The 22,132-nt window shown below is 67.5% G+C and carries 21 protein-coding genes; 9 read left to right on the plus strand and 12 right to left on the minus strand.

Annotated features, from left to right (window positions below; all coding sequences use genetic code 11):
- Positions 1-31: 31 nt before the first annotated feature.
- From LI337_RS07705 to LI337_RS07715, 3 genes are all read left to right on the plus strand, one after another.
- Complete coding sequence (locus LI337_RS07705; RefSeq protein WP_227229223.1) at positions 32-2,377, plus strand: alpha-amylase family glycosyl hydrolase; 2,346 nt, start codon at positions 32-34, stop codon at positions 2,375-2,377.
- A gap of 118 nt (positions 2,378-2,495) precedes the next feature.
- Complete coding sequence (locus tag LI337_RS07710; protein ID WP_227229224.1) at positions 2,496-3,554, plus strand: TrmB family transcriptional regulator; 1,059 nt, start codon at positions 2,496-2,498, stop codon at positions 3,552-3,554.
- Between the two features lie 331 nt (positions 3,555-3,885).
- Positions 3,886-5,121 carry a digeranylgeranylglycerophospholipid reductase gene (locus tag LI337_RS07715; protein ID WP_227229225.1) on the plus strand — a complete coding sequence of 412 codons (1,236 nt, stop codon included), beginning with the start codon at positions 3,886-3,888 and terminating at the stop codon, positions 5,119-5,121.
- Here the strand turns inward: LI337_RS07715 and LI337_RS07720 are convergent, their stop codons facing one another.
- From LI337_RS07720 to LI337_RS07730, 3 genes are all read right to left on the minus strand, one after another.
- A complete protein-coding gene (locus tag LI337_RS07720; protein ID WP_227229226.1) occupies positions 5,122-5,862 on the minus strand; it encodes a GNAT family N-acetyltransferase in 741 nt (246 codons plus the stop codon).
- Between the two features lie 228 nt (positions 5,863-6,090).
- On the minus strand, positions 6,091-7,002 hold the full coding sequence (locus tag LI337_RS07725; protein WP_227229227.1) for a serine/threonine-protein kinase RIO2: 912 nt from the start codon (positions 7,000-7,002) through the stop codon (positions 6,091-6,093).
- 139 nt (positions 7,003-7,141) lie between these two features.
- On the minus strand, positions 7,142-8,002 hold the full coding sequence (locus LI337_RS07730; protein WP_227229228.1) for a DUF2182 domain-containing protein: 861 nt from the start codon (positions 8,000-8,002) through the stop codon (positions 7,142-7,144).
- A 262-nt stretch (positions 8,003-8,264) separates the two neighbouring features.
- Between LI337_RS07730 and LI337_RS07735 the strand changes: the two genes are divergently transcribed.
- Positions 8,265-8,990, plus strand: a complete 726-nt coding sequence (locus LI337_RS07735) for an SDR family NAD(P)-dependent oxidoreductase (RefSeq protein ID WP_227229229.1) — start codon at positions 8,265-8,267, stop codon at positions 8,988-8,990.
- 58 nt (positions 8,991-9,048) lie between these two features.
- Positions 9,049-9,897 carry a lipoate--protein ligase family protein gene (locus LI337_RS07740; RefSeq protein WP_227229230.1) on the plus strand — a complete coding sequence of 283 codons (849 nt, stop codon included), beginning with the start codon at positions 9,049-9,051 and terminating at the stop codon, positions 9,895-9,897.
- A gap of 215 nt (positions 9,898-10,112) precedes the next feature.
- On the opposite strand, the gene LI337_RS19880 is transcribed toward LI337_RS07740, so the two are convergent.
- Positions 10,113-10,235 (minus strand): hypothetical protein, encoded by a 123-nt coding sequence (locus LI337_RS19880; RefSeq protein ID WP_264474858.1) that lies wholly within the window; start codon positions 10,233-10,235, stop codon positions 10,113-10,115.
- A gap of 650 nt (positions 10,236-10,885) precedes the next feature.
- Positions 10,886-11,044 carry a hypothetical protein gene (locus LI337_RS07745; RefSeq protein ID WP_227229231.1) on the minus strand — a complete coding sequence of 53 codons (159 nt, stop codon included), beginning with the start codon at positions 11,042-11,044 and terminating at the stop codon, positions 10,886-10,888.
- 111 nt (positions 11,045-11,155) lie between these two features.
- Here LI337_RS07745 and LI337_RS07750 point away from each other — a divergent pair, with 111 nt between their 5' ends.
- A complete protein-coding gene (locus LI337_RS07750; RefSeq protein ID WP_227229232.1) occupies positions 11,156-11,452 on the plus strand; it encodes a hypothetical protein in 297 nt (98 codons plus the stop codon).
- A 56-nt stretch (positions 11,453-11,508) separates the two neighbouring features.
- Positions 11,509-12,822: a dihydroorotase gene (locus tag LI337_RS07755; protein ID WP_227229233.1), complete on the plus strand. Its 1,314-nt coding sequence runs from the start codon at positions 11,509-11,511 to the stop codon at positions 12,820-12,822.
- 24 nt (positions 12,823-12,846) lie between these two features.
- On the opposite strand, the gene LI337_RS07760 is transcribed toward LI337_RS07755, so the two are convergent.
- The 6 genes from LI337_RS07760 to LI337_RS07785 all read right to left on the minus strand — a co-directional run bounded on the left by LI337_RS07760 (position 12,847) and on the right by LI337_RS07785 (position 20,480).
- Positions 12,847-13,266, minus strand: a complete 420-nt coding sequence (locus LI337_RS07760) for a hypothetical protein (protein ID WP_227229234.1) — start codon at positions 13,264-13,266, stop codon at positions 12,847-12,849.
- A gap of 39 nt (positions 13,267-13,305) precedes the next feature.
- On the minus strand, positions 13,306-13,686 hold the full coding sequence (locus LI337_RS07765; protein WP_227229235.1) for a DUF7268 family protein: 381 nt from the start codon (positions 13,684-13,686) through the stop codon (positions 13,306-13,308).
- Between the two features lie 2 nt (positions 13,687-13,688).
- Complete coding sequence (locus LI337_RS07770) at positions 13,689-14,630, minus strand: ABC transporter permease (protein ID WP_227229236.1); 942 nt, start codon at positions 14,628-14,630, stop codon at positions 13,689-13,691.
- The gene (locus LI337_RS07775) at positions 14,627-15,772 is read right to left on the minus strand and encodes an ABC transporter permease (RefSeq protein ID WP_227229237.1); all 1,146 of its coding nucleotides are present in this window, start codon (positions 15,770-15,772) and stop codon (positions 14,627-14,629) included. The genes LI337_RS07770 and LI337_RS07775 overlap by 4 nt, the downstream gene beginning before the upstream one ends.
- A gap of 123 nt (positions 15,773-15,895) precedes the next feature.
- A complete protein-coding gene (locus LI337_RS07780) occupies positions 15,896-17,647 on the minus strand; it encodes an ABC transporter substrate-binding protein (protein ID WP_227229238.1) in 1,752 nt (583 codons plus the stop codon).
- Positions 17,648-17,825: 178 nt separating this feature from the next.
- Positions 17,826-20,480 (minus strand): ABC transporter ATP-binding protein, encoded by a 2,655-nt coding sequence (locus LI337_RS07785; protein WP_227229239.1) that lies wholly within the window; start codon positions 20,478-20,480, stop codon positions 17,826-17,828.
- Between the two features lie 87 nt (positions 20,481-20,567).
- Here LI337_RS07785 and LI337_RS07790 point away from each other — a divergent pair, with 87 nt between their 5' ends.
- The gene (locus LI337_RS07790; RefSeq protein WP_227229240.1) at positions 20,568-21,095 is read left to right on the plus strand and encodes a DUF7529 family protein; all 528 of its coding nucleotides are present in this window, start codon (positions 20,568-20,570) and stop codon (positions 21,093-21,095) included.
- 99 nt (positions 21,096-21,194) lie between these two features.
- Here the strand turns inward: LI337_RS07790 and LI337_RS07795 are convergent, their stop codons facing one another.
- Entirely contained in the window at positions 21,195-21,491 is a 297-nt protein-coding gene (locus LI337_RS07795; RefSeq protein ID WP_227229241.1) for a hypothetical protein, read from the minus strand.
- A 127-nt stretch (positions 21,492-21,618) separates the two neighbouring features.
- Between LI337_RS07795 and LI337_RS07800 the strand changes: the two genes are divergently transcribed.
- Positions 21,619-21,978, plus strand: coding sequence for a hypothetical protein (locus LI337_RS07800; protein ID WP_227229242.1), 360 nt, complete (start codon positions 21,619-21,621; stop codon positions 21,976-21,978).
- The last annotated feature ends 154 nt before the right edge of the window (positions 21,979-22,132 follow it).

Genomic DNA, 22,132 nt, shown 5'->3' on the forward strand with positions numbered 1-22,132 from the left:
GCGTCAAGCCGGTCGCCCGTGGCAACCCGGTATGCACCACCCCGGCCCGCCCCGGTTCACCTCGGTCGGCCGACCGGTCGAACTCGCGCCCCGTGCTCCCGAGCAGTCGGTGACAGCCGTCGAGTTCGACGATCCGACCGACCCTGCCGAACTGGCCCACCGCATCGACGGCGACGCCTTCGCGTGGACGCTCGTTGACACGCCCACCGAGAGCGACGTGACCCTCGGCGACGGGCCGGTCGTCCACCTCACGCCGGACGAGTCTGGCGTCTACCGGTGCCGACTCACGGCACCAGATGGAGACCACACGGTCGTCGTCCGCGCGTTCCCCGACGAGCGCAGACCGGCAGCGTTCGCCGTGCCGGTCGCGGACCTTCCCACACCCGCACACCGCATCGACCGCGTCTCGCTCGTGGGGCCGTTCAACGAGCACCGACCCGGACGGGACCGGCCCGAACTGGTCGACGGCGAGTACGTCGCCGAGACGCGACTGCTCCCCGGCGTCCACCGGTACAGCCTGCTGGTCAACGACGACTACGAGGAGGCGTACCACGACGAACTCGTCGTGCCGGGACCGGGCCGTCCCCGCGTCGGTCTCGACGCCGAGGTCGATTCGGACGAGGTCGTCGTCACCGCCGACGCCGAGCGCCCGCCGACTCGCATCGGTGGCGGTGCCGGGCGGTCGACCGACTCGGCGTCGGTAGCGGGCGACGACGAGTCGGTCTCGGAGACACCACTCTCGGTCGAGTTCCACCTCGACACGCGCGACGGCCTGACGCGCGAGAACGTGACCGTCGAGGGCGAGACACTCCGGATTCCACGGTCGGCACTGCCGGGGGACGCGGAGTCGGACACGGCCGACGCGAGCGACGCAGTCGACGAACCCGTCAGAGTCCACGCGGTCGCAGTCGGTCAGCGCCACAGCGTGGCCGACACGGTGGCGATCACGGCGGACGACGGGGGTGAGTCGGCGGCAGACGACGGGAGCGACGACCGGTCGACCGACGACACCGACACGGCTCTCCCCACGGTCCACCGGCCGAACGACCCGCCCGAGTGGGGCGAGTCGCCGACCATCTACGAGATCTTCGTCCGGACCTTCGCGGGCGGGACCCTCGACACCACCTTCGCGGAACTCGAACGCAGAGTACCGTATCTCGACTCACTCCACGTCGACGCGGTGTGGCTCACGCCGGTCGTCGCCAGTCCGACCCGGCACGGCTACCACGTCACCGACTACTTCGACACCGCCGCGGACCTCGGCTCTCGCGCCGAGTTCGAGTCGTTCGTCGCCGCCTGCCACGACCACGACATTCAGGTGATCTTCGACCTCGTGGTCAACCACACCTCGCGGGACCACCCCGCGTTCCAACTCCACTCGGCGGGGGTGCCGAACTACGAGAATCTCTACGACCGGGTCGACGAGACACCCTTCGCGCCGAACGGGGCGACCGTCCCGAGCGAGGACCGCGACCCCGACTGGGCCGGACCGGGCGCGCCGGACTTCTACTTCAACTGGACGCGCATCCCGAACGTGAACTACGACTCGCTGGCGGTCCGGGCGTGGATGCTCGCGGTGATCGACGAGTGGGCCGCGGTCGTGGACGGCTTCCGGTGTGACGTGGCGTGGGGCGTCCCCCACGGCTTCTGGAAGGAGGTCGCCGACCGACTGCCCGACGACTTCCTGCTCTTGGACGAGACCATCCCGGCGGATCCCGCCTACCACGAGTCGGAGTTCGACGTCCACTACGACACGCGGCTCTACCACACCCTGCGCGAGATCGGCGACGGCGACCGCCCCGCGACTGCCGTCTTCGACGCGCTGGACCGCGTCGCGAGCGACGGCTTCCCGCGCTCTGCCGTCCAGATGCGCTACGTCGAGAACCACGACGAAACCAGATATCTGACCGACTGCGGCCGGAGTCAACTCGCGGCCGCGACCGCGATCACGTTCACCCTGCCGGGTGCGCCGATGCTCTACGCCGGGCAGGAGCGCGGCGTCCCGGGCCAGCGCGGCCGGATGCGGTGGCACGACGGCGACGACGACCTCACCGCGTTCCACCGGGCGTGTGCCCGCCTCCGTCGGGAGTTCCCCGAACTCGGCACCGCCGACGACGAGTCGGTCGAACAGGTGGCGCTGTCGCCCGCGCCGGACCACCTCGTCGCGTTCCGGCGCGAGGTCGGCGGGAGGGGAGACGCCGGCGACAGTAGCGAGGACGCGGACGCACTGGTGGTCGTCTGCAACTTCGACGACGATCCGGAGACGACGACCGTCGTGGACGCGACGGTCGGCGAGACCGACCTGCTGTCGGGCGAGTCGGTCGTCGTGGAGGGCGTCGTGCAGGTCGAGCGTGCGGTGGTCCTGCGAGCGGTCTGACTCCGACGGCCACCGCGGCCATCACGTGGGTCGCGTCGTCGACACGACGCCCGTCGAGTGTCTCGCGTCACCGAATCTCACCGAGCGATGTAAGTAGACCCGTGAGACAACACGTCGTATGGACGATTCGTCGCTGGCCGACCTCCTCTCGCAGTTCGGCCTCTCCGACAAGGAGATCGACACCTACCTCACCCTCCTCGATCACGGCGAGGCGAAGGCGAGCACGGTCGCCGACGACGCCGGCGTCTCGAAGCGGTACGTCTACAGCATCAGCGAGAAACTGGAGGAACGCGGCTTCGTCACGGTCGACGACCACGTCGTCCCGACGACCATCCGCGCGAACCCACCGGAGGAAGTCATCGACACGCTCTCTCGCAACTTAGACGAGATGGAACCCGCACTCGCCGACCGGTACACCCGGACCGCACCGGCCGACGCCCGGTTCGAGGTCGTCAAGTCCCGCGTCACGGTGCTGAAGCGCGCCGCGGAACTGATCGCCAACGCCGACGAGGAGGTCACGCTCTCTATCCCCCACGACCGCCTGCCGGAACTCGCCGACGAACTCCGGGCCGCACTCGATCGCGGTGTCCTCGTTCTCTTGGTCGTCTCCGGCGTCGAACCCGGTCCCGACCTCGGACTGGACGGACTGGCGAGTGTCGCCCGCGCGTGGAGTCAGCCGATGCCGACGATGCTGACCGCCGACCGGCAGTCGGGGCTGGTCGCGCCGACCGAGATGATCACCCGGTCGAACGCCGGGAAGGAGGCCATCGCGTTCGGGCAACAGCAACTGGGGCCGATCCTCGTCGGGTCGTTCCTCGGGAACTACTGGCCGATGGCCGAGGAGGTGTACGCCGCCGAACCGACCGCCCTCCCCGCGACCTACCGCGACTTCCGGCACGCCGTCCTCGAAGCGGAACTCCACCGCCGCGCCGGCACACCGATCCGCGCTCGCGTTCGCGGGCGACTCGTCGGCGGCGAGGAGGAGAGCTTCGAGGAGTTCGTCGGCCGCGTGACCGACGTGCGACAGGGGCTGCTCGCGCCGGGGAACAACTCCTTCCCGGTCGAGAACTCCTTCGACATCGAGACCGAGGAGGGTGTCCACCTCGCGGTCGGCGGTCTCGGCGCGTTCGTCGAGGACGTGGAGGCCAGCGAGGTGACGCTGGAACTGATCGAGTGACGACGCGAGACGGGTGACGTCTCGGAGAGACGAGTGACAGCGGACTGGACCGCGAGGCCGACGGCGACGTCGAGCCACACTCGATCGAGGGCGAGATCGACCGGAGGCCAGCGGCGGCCACGGTCGCTGTCGGGGGGTGGGCTCCGTCCGTCTCGTCCGATCTCGGCGGCGACGGTCGCCGGATTCCGTCGCCCTGTATCGGTCACAGTACATCGAAGCCTTGGTACGGGAGGAAATCAACTACTCCGGTAACGCGAACACCACACGCCGGCGTGGTCGGCCGCACTGGCCGGTCGTGTGGGAAAACCCAACGCGGCACCACGTGATTCCCATGACCGAACACTACGATGTCGTCGTCGCCGGGGCGGGTCCTGCCGGCGCGCAGTGCGCGCGGGACCTCGCCGAACGCGGCTACGACACAGTCGTCCTCGAAACGGAGAGCGAGGCGGAGTTCCCCCGCCAGAGCAACAAGTCGACCGCCGGGACGTTCCCGTCCACGATGGGGTCGTTCAACATCCCCGACGACGTGGTGATGAACTACACCGACGAGGTCGTCATCGAGTCGCCGAACGACGCCTACGGCCGCACCCAGTCGGGCGCGGTCCTGGAGTTCGCAGACTTCAAACGCTGGCTGGTCGCCGAGGGCCGCGACAACGGCGCGGAGTACATCTTCGACGCGCGTGTCACCAACCCGATCACCGAGAACGGGGAGATAATCGGCGTCGAGTACAATCGCGACGAGGAGGTCTACGGCGACATCGTCGTGGACGCGACCGGTCCGAACGCACCGCTGGCGAAGAAACTCGGCGTCGTCGACCTCGAACGGGAGAACCAAGCCATCGGGATCGAGTACGAGTTGGAGGGCATCGAGATCGACCACCCGGACTACGCGGACCTGACGGACGCGATGATGCTCCGACTGGACCACGACCTCGCGCCCGGCGGCTACTCCTGGATCTTCCACACCGGCGGCGACACCGCGAAGGTCGGCATCTGCTACATCCAGAACACGGCACACCAGGAGTACGCCCGCGACGGCTTCACGGTGGACGACTACCTCCAGTACTGGCTCGACACCGACCCCCGATTCGCGGACGCCGAGCGCATCGAGGGGAAACAACACCGTGGCTCTGCACACATCCAACTCCCCGAGGGACTGAGCGCCGCGAACTTCATGGCGGTCGGCGACACCGTGCCGACGATCGACCCCCTCTGGGGCGAGGGCATCGGGAAGGGCCTCCAGTCGGGCCGCGCCGCCGCGATCACGGCCGACAACTGTCTGATGGCCGGACTCGACGACACCTCCGCCGAGGCGATGTCCACCTACGACCGCCTCTGGCACGAGACGGTCGCACCGAACGTGAAGAAACGACTCCACATGACGCAACTGCTGTACCGCGGGACGAACGAGCGCTACGACAAACTCGTCCGCGATCTGAACAGTATCGGTGGTGACACCCTCCAGCGCGCCAACGGCGGGGATATTCGCGCACTCCTCCGGATCGTCAAGTCCGAAGACGTGCCGGTGATCGCCCGGTACGCGAAAGAACAGTTCTTCGGGCGGTAGCTACTCCGTCTCGTCGAGTCGCACGAGCAGACTCACCCCGACGCGCTCGAAGCCGAGTCGTTCTGCGAGCGCCACCGACGACGACCACTCCTCCAGCGTCCGGTACTCCGGCACCAGCCCCGCGTCCAGCGCGTGGGCCGTCGCCGCAGAGACAGCGCGCGTCGCGTTCCCCTCGCCACGATACGCCGGACGCGAGACGACCGCGATGCCGGCGGTTCCGTGCGCGATTGAGTACTGTGTCGCCGCGACCACCTGTCCGTCACGTTCGACTGCGAAGGCCGGTCCGTCGTCGTCGGTCCGCACACCCGACCGGTCCCACTCGTCGGTGGGTGTCGCATCGCGTAGCGAGGTGAGTGACTCGGGTTCGATCAGTCCGACGGGAGACTGCTCGTCGTGGACCGGCGTGAACGTCGAGTCGTCACAGTAGCCGACGAACTGCGGCCCGAGTACCTCGGCGACTGCGGGGTCGTCGCTATCGACCAACCCACTGGCGGCAGCCTCGACCACATCCCGTGCCTCGGTCGTGGTGGGGGCGACAGAACGTTGTGAGAGGGCCGACCGCAGTTCGTCGGTGAGTGCTGGTGGCGCGGAGACGACCACACCTTCTGGATGGACGAGGATGGCGACCGACCCGGTATCGCTCGCCACGACCGACGCGCCGAACGTGAAGACGCTCGCAGGCTCACAGTCCAAGAGTGCCGCCCAGTGGTCGCTGATCGTCTCGTGGGTCGCGTGCTTCACACCGCTGGTCTCGACAGGCACGGATGAAAGCGTACCGCCGGTGTGAGACGGAGCCACGAGTCGTCGCTGAACCGACTGTATCGGTTTTGATATAGCACCATACAATTTATTGCGGCTCACAGCGACTCGACTCGGTCGCAGACGGGACCCGCAGAATCGGTCGAAGAGACGTCCTCGTGGCTACTCACGGAGATATTGGCAGAAATCGGACGAGAAACGCGTGAGTCCTCAGTCGTCGATCTCGCGGATCGACGTGAACTCGGCGGCGGCGATGGACTCGGCGACGGTCCGGGCGGTCGGTGTCTCGGGGATGTCGCTCGGATACTTCCGGCGGAACCAGCCGAGCAGGTTCTCCACGTCGCGTTCGAGCAGTTCGTTGGCGTTCTCGTGGTCGGTCGCCACTGCCTGGGGCCAGTCGAAGATGGTGATGCCGTCCTCGTCGACGAAGACGTTGTACTCGCTCATGTCGGCGTGGACGTAGCCCGCGTCGTAGGCTCCGGCGACCTCCCGGAGGATCAGATCGAGGACGCCGACGACCTGCCCCGAGTCGAAGCGGGCGCGGGCGAGTTCGACACCGGGGAGTTTCTCCATCACGATGGCGTGGCGGTTCTGGTCGATGGGACGCGGAACCGAGACATCGGGGTAGAGCGTCTCCAGCACCTCGTGTTCGCGCTCGGCCGCTTTCCGGGCGGTGTAGAGCCACGAGACGTGGTTCTTGTCCGAAGTGTAGTCGCGTTCCTTGTTCACCGCCCGGAAGTTCGTGTACCCCTCGCGGTGGAACTTCAGCGCCATCGGCTTGTACGACTGGACCTCGTAGACGTCCGACTCCTTGCCCACCCCGAGCGAGGAGCCGACGCCTTCGACCGTGTCTCGCTGGGCGAACGTCCGCAAGGCGAGCGCGTCGTACCCCTCGAAGGTGAGCTGGTAGCCCTCGTACTGGATCGTCTTCCGCTGGATCAGTTCGCGTTGCATACAGCGATCCAGCCGGTAGTCGACGTTCTCCGGCGTCAGATCGGAGTAGTCGGGCAGTTTCTCGCGGTTCACCCATCGGCTGAACCGCATCCCCTGCTCGACGCCCGACAGGAGATAGAAGTCGCCGGGTTCGAGGTCGGCCATCACGGCCGCGATGTTCCGCACCATGGCTCTCCGTCGGTGCGCAGGGCGTAAAAGGGCCGCGAGTCGGCCGACAGGGGGAGCACGTAAATCGTATGTCGCGATAGCAAATCTTCGGGTGGACGAATCGGGGCACACAGATTGCCCCGTGGGTGGCGGGGTCGTCCTACATCCCCATCGACATCGTGAACGAGATGGGCAGATCCGGCTGGACGACGAGCACGAACAGGCCGGCCAGCAGGCCGACGATGCCGGTCGAGACCGCCAGCTCCCGCCCCCACGACGGGAGTCGTTCGACGGTGACGACGGTCGTCAGCGCGACCATCCAGAAGAAGTTCATCTCGCCGAAGAAGGGCATCAGGAGGAAGAACGGCGCGAAACAGACGAGGATACAGCGCGTGCCGTGCCGCGCGCCCTCGCGGAACGCCTCGGGGATGTCGTCGGTGTGCGGGGCGACGTGTCCACAGCAGTCGCGGAGGAGGCGCTGTTTGAACGCCGTGAGTTGGTAGAGTCCGGTGAGCACGAGGACGCCACCGATCACGAAGCGGGTGTGCGCCTGTGTGAAGCCGTGGATGCCACCGGGGAGAAGCAGGTGAAAGCCGAGTGGGATCACCGCGGAGAGTGCCCAGACGATGTGGTAGCTCGTGAGGAAGGAGGTGACCGAGAGCGCTGTCTGGGTGGTGGAGCCACGGTGGGCAGCGGTGTAGTCGCGGGCGAAGCGAGTCATCGGCGGGTGCATCATCGCCCACATCATCACGCCCCACATGACGGTGTAGTCGATCACCGCACCGACGGTACCGACGTGGAAGACCCCGAGTTCCATCGCGCCCGGCGCGGCCATCGGGACGCTGGCGTCCTGCATCAGCCACATCATCCCCGGCATCGGGACGTGGCCGTCCCACAGCAGCACCCACCACAGGGCGTCGAGACCGATCATCGCGACCACGGCGGTCGTCGCGCGGTCGAGCGAGAGGTCGAAGACGCCGTCCAGATCGACGTCGGGGAGGTAGTCGCTCGCGGTGCTCACGCCGAGACACCTCCGGCGGCTACCGGGACTCGGCGAGCAGTCGGCTGTCGGTCTCCCGAGAAGCGGGCGGGAGGGTCGTCGATACAACACGGCAGAGAACAGGTCGGACACATTGCGTCCGCAGAGACGGGGAGCAGGCGGAAAAGCGGGGGCGACGTTCCGGAGTTCCGTCACGTCGGGTCGGTCGTCGGGCATCGTCCCACGACGGCTCACGTCACCCCACGTCGCCGTGGCTTTATCGGGGGATACCGTAGCCCGGATCATGACAGACAGCGCGATCATCGTCGGTGCCTCCTCCGGGATCGGCGAGGCACTGGCCTACGAACTCGCAGACGAGGGGTACGAAGTCGGACTCGCCGCGAGACGACTCGAACGACTCCAAGAGATCGGAAGCGATCTGCCGACGAAGGCGTACGTCGCCAAGATGGACGTGACAGAGGTGGAGGAAGCCCGCGACCGCCTCCGGCGACTGATCGACGCGATGGGTGGCTGTGACCTACTGGTGCTCTCGGCGGGCGTCGGCGACCTGAACCCGGACCTCGACTGGGAACCGGAGCGACAGACCGTGGACGTGAACGTCCGGGGGTTCACCGCGCTGGCGACACTGGGGATGCAGACCTTCGCGGAACAGGGATCGGGCCACCTCGTCGGCATCTCCTCGGTCGCGGCGAACTTCGGCAACGGCGGCGCGCCGGCGTACAACGCCTCGAAAGCCTACGTCGCCCGGTATCTGGAGGGGCTGCGCTACTGGGCCGACAACGCGGACGCCGACATCACCGTGACCGACGTGGAACCGGGGTTCGTGGACACGAAGATGGCCATGGGCGACGAGTTGTTCTGGATGGCGAGTCCGGAGACGGCGGCCGAACAGATCGCGAGCGCGATTCGCGCGAAGCGCCGGCACGTCTACGTCACCCGACGCTGGCGGCTGGTCGCGTGGCTCCTCTCGGTTCTGCCGGAACGCGTCCTCTCGCGGCTGTTCGACTGACGTCGGGGACGACCACCGGAGGACAACCGCTTTGCCCCTCGCGGGCCGACCGACGGGCATGGACGACCTCGCGGACCGGGAGTGGCGCGTGATCCCCGAGGAGCCACGCCCCGGTCCGATGCAGATGGCACTGGACGAGATCGCCGCCGAGACGGCCGGCGCAGGCGGTCCGCGGACAGTTCGCGTCTACCGGTGGGAGCCGAGTTGTCTCTCGCTGGGCTACCGGCAGGCGGCCGACACGGTGGACTGGGACTACTGCGAGTCGGCCGGCGTCGACGTGACGCGCCGGCAGACCGGCGGCGGCGGCATCTACCACGACGCGGTCGGCGACATCTCCTACTCTATCGTCGCGCCGAAGTCGGAGCTACCGGGCGACCTCATGGACTGCTACCACCTGCTGTGTGAGCCGATTCTCGCGGCGATTCGCCGGATGGGCGTCCCGGCGCGGTTCGTCGACTCGGAACTGCCGGCGCTGTACGACCCGGCCTGCTACCTCCGGGCGCTCCACCCGGCACACGACGTGGTGGTGCCGGATTCGAGTGAGGCTGACGAGGACGACGAGTCCGATGGTCGCGTTCGGAAGTTGGCCGGGAACGCGCAGTACCGCCGGAAGGACGCGGTGATCCAGCACGGCTCGATCACCTACTCGGTCCGGCCGGAGGCACACCTCGGCGTGTTCGCCGATCCGGGTGTCGATCCGGCGGGGTTCCGAGAGCGCGTGACCGGCGTCGACGAACACGCCGACTGCTCGCGGGCAGCGGCTGTGGACGTGCTGACCGAGACGCTGACCGAGTGGGCCGACGCCGAGGTGGGTGGGTGGAGTGAGGAGGAGGTGTCGCGGGCGCGAGAGCGCGTGGAGACGAAGTACGACGACGAGGAGTGGGTTCGGGAACGAAGACGAACGTGAGACGGTTGCGACGTGGCTGTCGTGAACTCGGTCCAATACGTCGGAGAGAACTCGGTCGAATCTGTCGCAGACGACGAGAAGTGAAAGCCCCCTGCGTCTCGACCCGCCGCGTCTGGCGAGAGCGAAGCTCTCGCTGAGTCTCGTTCGGTTCCCTCACGAGACACTCGGTGCGCGCTTCCCTCACGAGAGCGCGTCGCTTCGCTCCGCGCTCTCGTTCAGTCCAGTGCTACCAGCGTCGGGGCGGGATCGAGATTCTTGAGAGCGAAGCTCTCCAACGTCTCGTTCACTTCGTTCACGAGACCGCCGGCCCCGTTCAGTCCCACCCGTGTGCGACCCATCGTGCAACGCCCGGTGGACCAGTCGCTTTCAGCGATGCCCTACCTGCGACCGTCGGCGCGAGATGAACTCGCGCCAGCCCACTCGACTGGCAAGTGTGACGTGAGTCGGGCTTTCAGTTCGGTTGTCGCTGTGTGGTCGGCGTCTTCGTGAGCGTGCGAACAGGGCGAGACCGAGGGTCTCGCTGGCAATCGGCGCGGCGCGCCGACGACAGAGCGGGACCAGAGGTCCCGCCAGCAACCGGCGCGGAGCGCCGGTGACGAAGGTCAGCGAGAGCGTGTCTCTCGCCAGACGCGAGAAACGCGCGAGGGAGGCTTGCGGGCGGTGCGGAGGGCAAGCCGAGGTTGGGGAGGACCGCTGTGCGGTGCAGTCGCGGAAGCGGTTCCTCGCGCGAGCACGAGTAGCGGTGTTGTCGCGGTCTGCGGTGCTATCGCGGTCGTCTCGTCGGTGTGCTAGATCGAGTAGTGGTGCTGGTCCGCGGTACTGTGTCGTCGCGGGTGCGGTCGAACAGTCCGGTTGTCCCCGAGAGCGTAGCGGTGGTGTCGCAGATCACAGATCCACGGTACTGTCGCAGGTCCCAATCCACACCCAAACCACGGTCCACTCGGCGACTCCAGACACAACCCAAACAAAAATCCAAAATTCGATCGATTCAGGAGCGCAGTCGCCGACCGAGCGCCGCGAGAACCGCGACCCCACAGCCGACCAGTAAACCGGAGAGCGCGATAGCAAATCCGTACGGACTCACGGCGAAGCCCGTCTCGGAGAGTTCGACGGCGAACACCGGCCAGCCGAGGACCGGGACCGTCACCGACAGCGCCGCCGACGTGTCGGAGTCCGGGGTGAACCGTGGTTCGGCAACGCGGCGGACAGAACTGTCGTTCTGCGCGCAGTTATCCCGACTCCGTCCCTCTGCCGTGGTATGCACCCGAAGCGTCGCCGGACACACACTGCCCGGCACACACCTCCGGTGAACCACCTGCTCGCCGTCTTCGCCCGCGTCCGGCCACTCGTCGTCCTGTTGGGACTGTTCGCAGGCGTCGGTCTCCTCCTCCTGTCGCTCCCGTCGGCTGTCCTCGGTGTGTTGACCCTGACCGGCGGACTGGTCGCCGGTCTACTGATCGCCTGCACGGTCCCCTTCGCGGTCGTCCGACTCGTGGTCGCCGGACTCGACACGGCCGCGGCCGGAGTCGACCACGACCGTCACCGACAGGACTGACTGCCGACTTCGCCGGGGACCGCACGACTTTACCACCCCGCCACACCACTGCCGGTATGCTCGTCAGAAACGCCACGCTGGCCGACGGTCGCGTCCGAGACGTCCGGATCGACGGCGAAACGATCGACGCGGTCGCCCCCGGCCTCACCCCCGAGTCGGACGAACGACTGCTCGACGCCGACGGCGACCTCCTCCTGCCCGGTGCGATCGACGTCCACGTCCACTTCCGCGAACCGGGCTACTCGCATAAAGAGACGTGGACCACCGGCTCTCGGTCGGCGGCGGCCGGCGGCGTCACGACCGTCGTCGATCAGCCGAACACCGACCCGGCCACGGTGACGGGTGACGCCTTCGACGGGAAGGCCCACCTCGCGGGCGAGTCGCTCGTGAACTGGGGGATCAACGGCGGCGTCACGCCCGACTGGGACCCCGACTCGCTCTTTTCGCGACCCCTGTTCGCGCTCGGCGAGGTCTTCCTCGCGGACTCGACCGGCGACATGGGCATCGACGCGGACCTGTTCGGCGAGGCGGTCGAGCGTGCGACCGACGCGGGCGTGACCGTGACGGTCCACGCCGAGGACGCAGACCTGTTCGACGAGGAGGCGCTGGCCGAGGCGGAGGCGGACGCTGGCGTCGGCCGAGACGCGAACGCCGACCTGTGGAGTGCGTACCGCACACCCGAGGCCGAGGCCGCCGCAGTCGAGCGCGCAGTGGGAGTGGCCGAGAACGCGGGCGCGAGAATCCACGTCGCCCACACCAGCACGCCGGAGGGTGCCGACATCGCCAGCGACGCGGGGATGACCTGCGAAGTGACCCCACACCACCTCTTTCTGTCGCGGGACGACCTCGCCGATCTCGGTACCTACGGCCGGATGAACCCGCCACTGCGCGACGAGACGCGGAGAGAGGCGCTCTGGGAGCGTGTCGTCGACGGAACCGTCGAGATGGTCGCCACCGACCACGCGCCCCACACCCGCGACGAGAAGGAGACGACACTGCTCGACGCCCCGAGCGGCGTCCCCGGCGTCGAGACGATGCTCCCGCTCCTGCTCGAACGCGCCCGACGGGGTGAGATCGACTACGAGCGCATCCGCGACCTCACGGCGACGAACCCCGCCGAGGTGTTCGACCTGCCGGCGACAGGCAGAGTCGAGGCCGGCGCGGACGCCGATCTGGTGCTAGTCGACCCCGAGTCGAGCCGCGAGATCCGCGGCGAGAACCTCCACTCGAACTGTGGCTGGACGCCGTTCGAGGGGAAACAGGGGGTCTTCCCGCGACTGACGATGGTCGGTGGGCAGGTGGTGTACGAACGCGACGGCGACGGCGAGCGATTTGCAGACGAGGCGGTCGGTGAGAACGTCAGAGCCTGATCGGTCGCAGGCTCACCTGGCGTCTCACCGCGCTTCGACGTCGGCGGGCGTGAAGATCTCGACGTCGCCGTCGGGCGCGACGAGTAGCAGATAGAGGTCGAGCAGTTCGAACATCCCGCCGGCCGCCGCACTGTCGAAGTAGTCGAGATACTGGTTCCGGCCGTCACGACGCTCGGGGAACGCGACGGCCCACCGCTCCGTGTCGCTCCGTGTCGAGTCGGCGGACATTCCGTACACGACCTGTCCGATAGCGGTGTAGACGCGATCCTTCGGACTCCGATTCTCGCCTTTCACCTCGATGTACCACGCGACCTCACTGTCGTCGGCGTCGGCTACCACGTCCGGAATGTCGCGGTTAGTGTCGATGTCGGTGGCGTCGAAGCCCTCCGAACGGAGAAACTCGATCACGAACTCCTGGACTGCGTCCTCGTCGGGGTAGCTCACGAGCAGCAGTGAGTGGCTCCGCGACTAAGCCGTTCCGCCCTACAACACCGTCGTCGTCACGATGACCCCGACCATCCCGCCGGCACCGAACCCCGAGATGCGGGCCATCGCCCGGCGGGAGTCCGCCTCGGTCCAGTCGGTGCCCGTGTCGAGGTGTCGCTGCATCTCCTCGAAGCCGCGCCCGGCGAAGATAGAGCCCGACCAGCCGAGGACGCCGAACCCCAGCGCGATAGCCGCCAGCGAGAAGGCTCTGGCACTCGCCCGCGAGAGGTCGTCCGGGTGGACGAGGAGGAAGAAGGCGAGCGTCGCGACGACGCCGGCGACGACACCGACCACCGCAGCGCCGACGACGAGACGGACACGGGGCCGGAGCCACGCCGAGAGTGGCAGATCGACCGCCGACTCCTCGGTACTCGACATCCTCAGTCGACGGCCTCGCGCATCCGGGGGTCCAGCGCGTCCCGCATCCCGTCACCGAGGAGGTTGAAGCCCAGCACGGTGATAGCGAGGAACAGGCCGGGGAAGAACGACATCCACCACTTCCCGGTCAGCAGCCCGTTCGAGACGCCGTTCGAGAGCATCAGCCCCCACGAGGGCGTGCCGGCCTCCGCGCCGAAGCCGAGGAACGACAGCGCCGCGAGGTCGATGATGGCCAGCCCGAAGTTGAGCGTCGACTGGACCGTGATCGGCGCGAGCGTGTTCGGCAGGACGTGTCTGGCGAGCACGCGCGGATCGGTCGCGCCGAGCGCGACGGTCGCGTCGATGTACTCGTCTTCCAGCACCTTCAGCGCCGCACCGCGCACGACACGGGCGAACCGGGGCGTGTAGACCAGCATCAGCGCGATGACCGCCTTCCACAGACCCGCACCGAAGATGGCGACCAGTGCCAGCGCCAGCAGGAGCGACGGAAAGGCGAGCAGCACGTCCATCGTCCGCATGATGACGTTGTCCGTCACGTCGCCGTAGTACGCGGCGAGGATACCGAGACTGACACCGACCACGGTAGAGACGCCGACCGTGATCGTCCCGAACTTCATCGCCAGCCACGCGCCGTACATCGTCCGCTTGAAGATGTCGCGGGCGGCCGCGTCCGTGCCGAACAGTTGCTCGTTCGCGGGCGCGGGGCCGGCCCACCCCGGCGGTGCGCGGTCCGGCACGCCCTCGCCGAGTCGGGAGAGGGTGATCGCCTGTAAGTCGAGGCCGAACCGGGCGATCAGCGCGATGCCGACCATCGTGAAGATGATCGAGAGGCCGACCAGCGCGAGGCGGTTCGAGAGCAGTTCGGTGAGGAACGGCGAGGAGCGCAGTCGTTCGAGAAAGCCCCGGCCGACCTCGCGTGACGCGTCGTCTGTCTCCGTGCTCATTGTTGGATCCGTGGATCGAGGTAGCTGTAGGTGATGTCGACGCCCAGGTTGACCAGGGTGAACAGCAGCGCGAACGTGAGGACGGTCCCCTGCACCAGCGGGTAGTCGGTCGCGCCGATGGCGGAGACGAGCATCGTCCCGATGCCGCCGATGCCGAAGACGGTCTCGGTCAGCACCGCGCCGCCGAGCAGACTCCCGAACTGGATGCCGATGACGGTGATGACCGGGATCAGCGCGTTCTGGAAGCCGTGTTTCATGACGGTGATCTTCGCGCCCTGCCCCTTCGCGCGGGCGGTCCGCATGTAGTCCTGCCGGACGACTTCGAGCATCGACGACCGCATCATCCGGGAGATGAGCGCGGTCGAGTAGATGCCGATGACCGCCGCAGGCAAGAACAGGTGGTGGACCGCCGACCCGAAGGCGTCGAACCGACCGAGAATCAGCGTGTCGATGGTGACCATCCCCGTCAGCGGCGCGGGCGTCTCGGCGGTCAACTGGACGATCTCGACGAACGGGAGCGTCACGCCGGCGACCGTGATCGACCCGATCCACGGTGCGGGGAGGAACCGGTCCGGCCCCAGGATCGTGAACGGGTACCACTGGTTGTCGAGGAAGATGGTCGAGCCGATCCGCCCACTGGTCGGGAACACTCCGAGATACGTCGACAGGAGGAGGATCAGGATCGGACCGGACCAGTAGATCGGCACCGAGATACCGCTCAGTGCGCCGATCCGGGTCGCCTGGTCGGTCAGCGTGTCCTGTTTCACCGCCGAGAGGATTCCCAGCGGGATACCGACGAAGATGCCCATCGCCTGGCCGAACAGCGCGAGTTCGATGGTGACGGGGAGTTTGTCGGCCAGCACCTCACGGACCGGCGTGCCTTTGGCGATCTGGTAGGAGTCGCCGAACTCGAAGGTCGCCGCCTCGCCGAGGAAGCGGACGTACTGGACCCAGATCGGATCGTTCAACCCGAGGTCGGTGACACACTGCTGGATCTGCTGGCTGGAGGCTCGCTGGCCGAGGATGATCCGGCAGGGGTTCCCCGGTGCCGACTGGAGAATGGCGAACACGAGCGTCCCGACCCCGAACAGCACGGGGATCAACAGCAGGAGTCGCTTGAGGACGAACCGTTTGGATACCATGCGCGTGTAGAGTGTGGATGTGTGACAGTGGGTGTTAAATCGTGCGTTCGAGTGACGTAGTGGTCGTCGTCAGCGGGCCAGCAGAAACGGTCCGCCGGGACCGCGCGAGTGGCCGCCGCGTCCTCAGTTGTCGAGCGAGACCGTGTTGAGGAACGGTCCACCGACCGAGGAGACCGTGTAGCCCGACACCGCCTGGTTCACCGCACGCAGTGTCTGGGCGTAGTCGATGAACACCCACGGCGCTTCGTCGTGGGCGATCTGGTTCGCCTCCTGGTAGGCGCTCGTGCGCTCGCTATCGTCGTAGGTGGCCTGTGCGTCACGGACGAGCTGCATGTACTCCGTGTTGGCCCACCCGGCCGCGTTGAGCGTCGAGTAACCCTCGGTGTCGTAGCTGACCCAGTCCTGCCCGTCCGGCACCGCGTCCAGCGGGACCTTCGGATCGAGCAGGACGTACAGGAAGTTGTCCGGGTCCGCGTTGTCGGTGTACCAGCCGAGGAAACAGGCGTCGTGGCGACCCTGATCCGTGTAGTCGAGGTACGACGAGAACGTGGAGAACTGGTTGATGTTCACCGTGATGTCCACGCCGGAGAGCCCTTCGAGGTCGGACTTCACCTGGTTCGCCGTCTCGATGGGACTCGGGTTGTAGCCGCGGGGGTTCGAGAACGTCGCCAGTTCGAACTCCAGTGAACTGATGCCGGCGTCCTCGAACAGCGAGAGCGCCTCGTCGGTGTCGGTCGGATACGGGTCCAGATCCTCGTTGTAGCCGGCCACGTCCGGGGGGAGCGGCTGGTCAGCCTGAGTAGCGAAGCCCTGGTAGATCTGATTGACGATGGCCTCGGTGTTCACGGCGTAGCTGATGGCCCGCCGGACGCGCCGGTCGCGGAACTCCTCCTTCCGGGCCATGTTGAACGCCATGTAGCCGACGTTGATCCCGTTCTTCGACTCCAGCGACGCCGTGTCGGCGTTGTCCGCCTGCTGGGACGACTGGGAGTCGAGGTTGTCGGTGATGTGCGAGTCGCCGTTGATGACGTCCTGCACGCGCGTCGAGTTCTGGCCGATCGTCTTGAAGACGACCTGCTCGACGTTCGGCCCGTCGCCGAAGTAGTCGGTGTTGGCCGCCAGCAGGACACGCTGGTTCCCGTTGTCGAGCTGGTCGAACGAGAAGACGCCGGTCCCCTGCGGGTTCGCGCCGAGGTCGGCCTGCGAGGAGCCGAGCGACTCGATCTGTTGCTGGGAGAGGATCGACGCCGCGAACATCGCCAGGTTCCGCAGGAACGGGGCGTACTGCTGGGTCAGTTCGATGGTGACCTCGTAGTCCGAGGAGTCGTCGACGCTGTCGACCCAGTTGCCGAAGGTGAACGGGCCGTAGCCCGACCGGGTGTCGTCGCCGAGGTAGTACTCGTACTCCGAGTCGATGAAGCGTCGGATGGTCGCGCGGACGTCGGCGGCCGTGAACTCCGCCCCGTTGTGGAACGTGACGCCCTCACGCAGAGTGAGCGTCGCGGTCGTTCCCTCCAGCGAGAAGTCCGTCGCCAGCCCCTCGGTCAACTCGCCGCCACTGCCGGGGACGAACCCGACGAGTTGGTCGAAGATCTGGTTCGTGACCTTCGCCACCTCGCCGCTGGTGGTCTGCTGTGGGTCGTAGTTCGTCGGGTGGTCGCCACGGGCGTAGACGAGCGTCCCGGAGACGTCCGCCGAGTCGTCGCCGTCGTCGGTCTCCGTCTCGGTGTCGTCCATGTCGCCGTCGGTGTCCGTCCCGGTGTCCGTCTCCGTACCGGGGTCCTGCTGTTGACAGCCTGCGAGCGCCGCCGTGGCCGTCGCGCCGCCGACCGCCTTCAGGAACCGCCGCCTGTCTACGCTGTCATCCTGTGACATAGGAAACCCTCCCGAGCGACCGCTTGTAAGTGTGACGGAGTGTGTGACCAGGATTTTACTCACCGGCTTCCTGCGAGTTACCCAGTTTCGAGCCGGTTTTTACCGACCACCTGCCGACCGGCTACATCCACGAGTCGGCCGACTACCTACGTCGCGAGACGACGAAAACAGCCGAGTCTCACTCGTCGGGTTGCTCGTACTTGTGACACGCCGAGGGGTGTGGCTCGTCCTGCAACACCGGGTTCGACCGCTCACAGACGCTCTCGAACCGGTCGCGGAGCGTCTCGGCCGCTTGCTCCCACTCCTCGTCGACGACCTGTTCGAGCGCCCGCCGAACCGTCGCATGGTTCTCGCCCGAGAGGGGCATCTCGAAGAAGTCGTTGTAGATGGTGTCCACCACCGCGTCCGTCGCCACGCCGTCCGCCTCCTCGGTCGTCGTCGCCACGCCGCCGTCCGTCGTCGCCACCCCCGCGGACTCCCGCACCGACTCGCGGGCCGACTCCACCGAGATGCGTTCCGCCTCGACGCGCTGACGGAGGTTCATCACGTTCCGGTAGGCCTCCTGGTCGATCTCGATCTCGTCCGGCGGGATGACCTCGGGACAGCGCGTCCGGAAGTGACAGCCAGAGGGCGGGTCGATGGGCGAGGGCACGTCGCCCTCCAGGATCGTCCGGTCGGTGGTCGTCGTCGGGTCGGGTTCCGGGATCGACGAGAGCAGGGCGCGGGTGTAGGGGTGTTTCGGATCGCCGAACAGTTCGTCGGTCTCGGCGATCTCGACGATCTCGCCGAGATACATCACGGCGACGCGGTCGCAGATGTGCCGGACGACGCTCAGGTCGTGGGCGATGAACAGGAAGGTGAGGCCGAACTCCACCTGCAGTTCCTCGAGGAGGTTGAGAATCTGGGCCTGCACGCTCACGTCCAGCGCGGAGACCGGTTCGTCACAGACGATGAAGTCCGGGTCGACCGCCAGTGCGCGGGCGATACCGACGCGCTGGCGCTGGCCGCCGGAGAGTTCGTGCGGGTAGCGGTCGAACTGGTCGGCGCTGAGCCCGACCGCCTCCAGCAACTCGAAGACGCGGTCCCGGCGCTGTTGGCGACGACCGGTCTCGTCGTCGGCTTCCTCGGCCGGGAGGTCGTGGATCTTCAGCGGTTCGGCGACCGTCTGGCCGACCGTCATCCGGGGGTCGAGACTCGACAGCGGGTCCTGGAAGATCATCTGGAGGTCCCGGCGCTTCTCCCGCAGGCCGTCCTTGTCGAGCGAGGCGAGGTCGTCGCCCGCGAACAGGACCTTGCCGTCGGTCGGTTCCAGCAGTCGGAGGATGGTTCGCCCGGTCGTCGACTTGCCACAACCCGACTCCCCGACCAGTCCGAGCGTCTCGCCCTCGTAGATGTCGAAGCTCACGCCGTCGACCGCCTTGACGGTGCCGGGGTTCCGGCCGAGATACTCGTCCAGCAGGTCGTCGGCCCGCGAGAAGTGTTTCTTCAGGTTCTGGACCGACAGCAGTTGGTCGTCGGTTCTCGTGGATTCGCTGGCGGCGATACCGCCTCTGTCGGTGCCGTACTCCGTGGTGTCGAAGTCGTCGAGGATGCACTTCGATCGGTGGTCCACGTCGTCCGGGCCGTGCTGGAGGAACGGCACGTCACCCTCCCGGCACTCCGGTTGGGCCCACGGACAGCGGTCGGCGAAGTGACACCCTTCGGGCATGTCGATCAGACTCGGGACGTTCCCTTCGATGGGGACGAGACGCTCCGAGTCCTCGCGCGGGATAGATTCGAGCAGGGCGTAGGTGTACGGATGCGAGGGGTTGGCGAAGATCTCCTCGACGGGACCCTCCTCGACGATCTCGCCGGCGTACATCACGGCCACGCGGTCACAGACTTCGGCGACGACACCGAGGTCGTGGGTGATGAAGAGGACGGACATCCCGAGGTCCGCCTGGAGGTCGTCGATGAGGTCGAGAATCTGCGCCTGGATCGTCACGTCGAGCGCGGTCGTCGGTTCGTCGGCGATCAGCATCTTCGGCTGACAGGCCAGCGCGATGGCGATCAGGACGCGCTGGCGCATCCCGCCGGAGAACTCGTGGGGGTACTCGTCCAGTCGGGAGGCGGCCTCGGGGATGCCGACCTGTTCGAGCATCTGGATCACGTCCCGGCGGATGTCGTCGTTCAGTCCGTCGCCACCGGGGAGAATCTCCCGAACCGCGTTCAGCCACGAGTCCTTCCGGCGACCGCCGTAGCGGTGGAGACGGAGCGACTCGGCGACCTGCTCGCCGACGGTCAGCGCCGGGTTGAGCGAGGTCATCGGGTCCTGGAAGATCATCCCCATGTCGCCGCCCCGGACCTGCCGCATCACGTCTTCGGGGGCGCGGGTCAGATCGACGTAGCCGTCGGTGATCTCGATCGCCCCCTCTCGGAGGAAGGATGGGTCGCGGCGGATCAGTTCGCGTGCGAGGTCGGTCTCGGTGCGGTCGTCGCCGCCGGCCGACTGGCGGACGTCGCTCGGGACCGCGCTCGTGTCGACGGTCGCCGACTCGACGTGGACGAAGCCGTCCCGTCCGTCACCGGCGACCTTCGTTGGGTGATCGCCGGCGAAGCGTGCGACCGTCTCGGGGGCGTGGAACTTCACCTGTCCGCCCGCGATGCGGCCGGGGTCGTCGATCAGTCCCATCGTCGAGAGCGCGGTGACGCTCTTGCCGGACCCGGACTCGCCGACCAGGCCGACCGTCTCGCCCTCGCGGATCGTCAGGTCGACGCCGTCGACGGCCTTCACCGCCCCGCGTTCGGTGTCGAACTGTGTCCGGAGGTTCGACAGCGAGAGGAGGTCACTCATTGTCATGGTGTGTCCCCCCGTCGCGCAAATAGCTTTCCACTCGGTGGAAGCGAACGATTTACCCGACTCGGCGCGGGACGGAGTAGCATGGACGAGACGGACCCCGCCACGCAGGACCCACGGGAGGCGCATCCCCTGTCGGGCGTGCTCGCCTTCTGGGAGGACGTGACCGACGACATGGAGGCGACCGCCGAGGAGTACCGCGAGGCCGGGTGGGACGTGTTGGCGCTCCACCCCGGCGACGTGACCGCCCTGCCGGCGACCTACGCCGACGGGACCGAGAGCGACGAGTTCGGCCTCGACGTACTGGTGCCGGGCGACGAGTTCCGCGAACTGGAGTCGCTGGTGGCCGACACCGCCTTCGACGCCTACGAGGCCTACCGCGCCCTGCAGAACGACACCGTCTTTCTCGTCGTCGTGATGCAGGCCGAGTCGGCGGGGAAGGCGGTCGTCTTCCCGGTGTACTACGCCACGAGCGAGGCCGACCGCATGATCGAACTCGCCCGCGAGGCCGGCGAGATGCACACCTTCGTCCGCCCGCTATCGAACGACCGGCGGGTCGAGTTCACCCAGCGGGAACCGGCGTCGTTGCTCCCCCCGAGTGGCGGCGAGTGAGGCGTCGAACAGCAACGGACGAGAGGTCGAACAACAACGGACGAGCGGTCGAACAGCGGCGAGTCGGGGCCGGGCAGGGAGGACGACGGCGGCCTCGCACTACAGTTCGTCACGATACCGGAGGCTCGCACGGTTCAGTTCCGCCACCCGGTCCGGGTCGTCCAGCATCGACTCCGCGATGGCGATGGCCGCCCGCAGTTGGTCCGCCGTGAGCGACTCGACGGCCGGTCGGTCGGCGACGTGGTCGTACCAGACGTCCCCGAACAGCGTGTCGAGGACGATCCGCTGGAAGCAGTGATCGGCCCGAACCGGCCACGCCGGAGTCGCCTGCGCCGGCAGGCGCTCGCCCGTCAGTTCCCGGTACTGCCGCCGGAGCGCGGTGGTGTCCTCCAGCACGGGCGGGACTCGGGACCAGACCGACGAGTCGGTTACGGTCCGGCGGGTCGCCGCGTCCCGAACACGGTCGCACCGTCGCCGACTGCACGATCGACAAGCCCACTTTGCTCGCGCCCCTGTCACGAGTATGGCGGACGACTCCGACACGCGGACCCGGACCGACGCGGGCGGTCCGACTGCCGAGGACACCGCGAGCGACGCCGACGGCACGGCCGACCGACGTGACGACGATCTCGACGAGTACCTCGACCCGGAACTCGACCCCGTGAGCGAGTCGGGGTCGGACGACACCATCCCGGGCCCGTTCTCGCTGTCCCAACTCGTCCGCGGCCTGCACTTCCTCGTGGCCGGTCTCCTCACGCCCTTCGTCTGGTTCGCCTACCAGGACGGCAACCTGCCACAGGTCGCCTCGTTGGGACTGCTCGTCGCGCTCCTCCTCGCCGCCGGCGTCGTCACCGGTCGGATCACGGAGCGACGGTTCGGCTGAGTGCGCCCCGGCGGCCCGGCGGCGCGGTTCCCGCCGACACGGAGACAACGGTTTGTACCGGGAGGCCGAACCGACCGGCCAGTGGTGACAGCGCGAGCGCGTCCAGCCGACGAACCGGGTCCACGAGTGGCGAGCAGTCGGGGTGAGGGGCGGC

Origin of the sequence: Salinirubrum litoreum, assembly GCF_020567425.1 — an archaeon.
Lineage (GTDB): Archaea > Halobacteriota > Halobacteria > Halobacteriales > Haloferacaceae > Salinirubrum > Salinirubrum litoreum.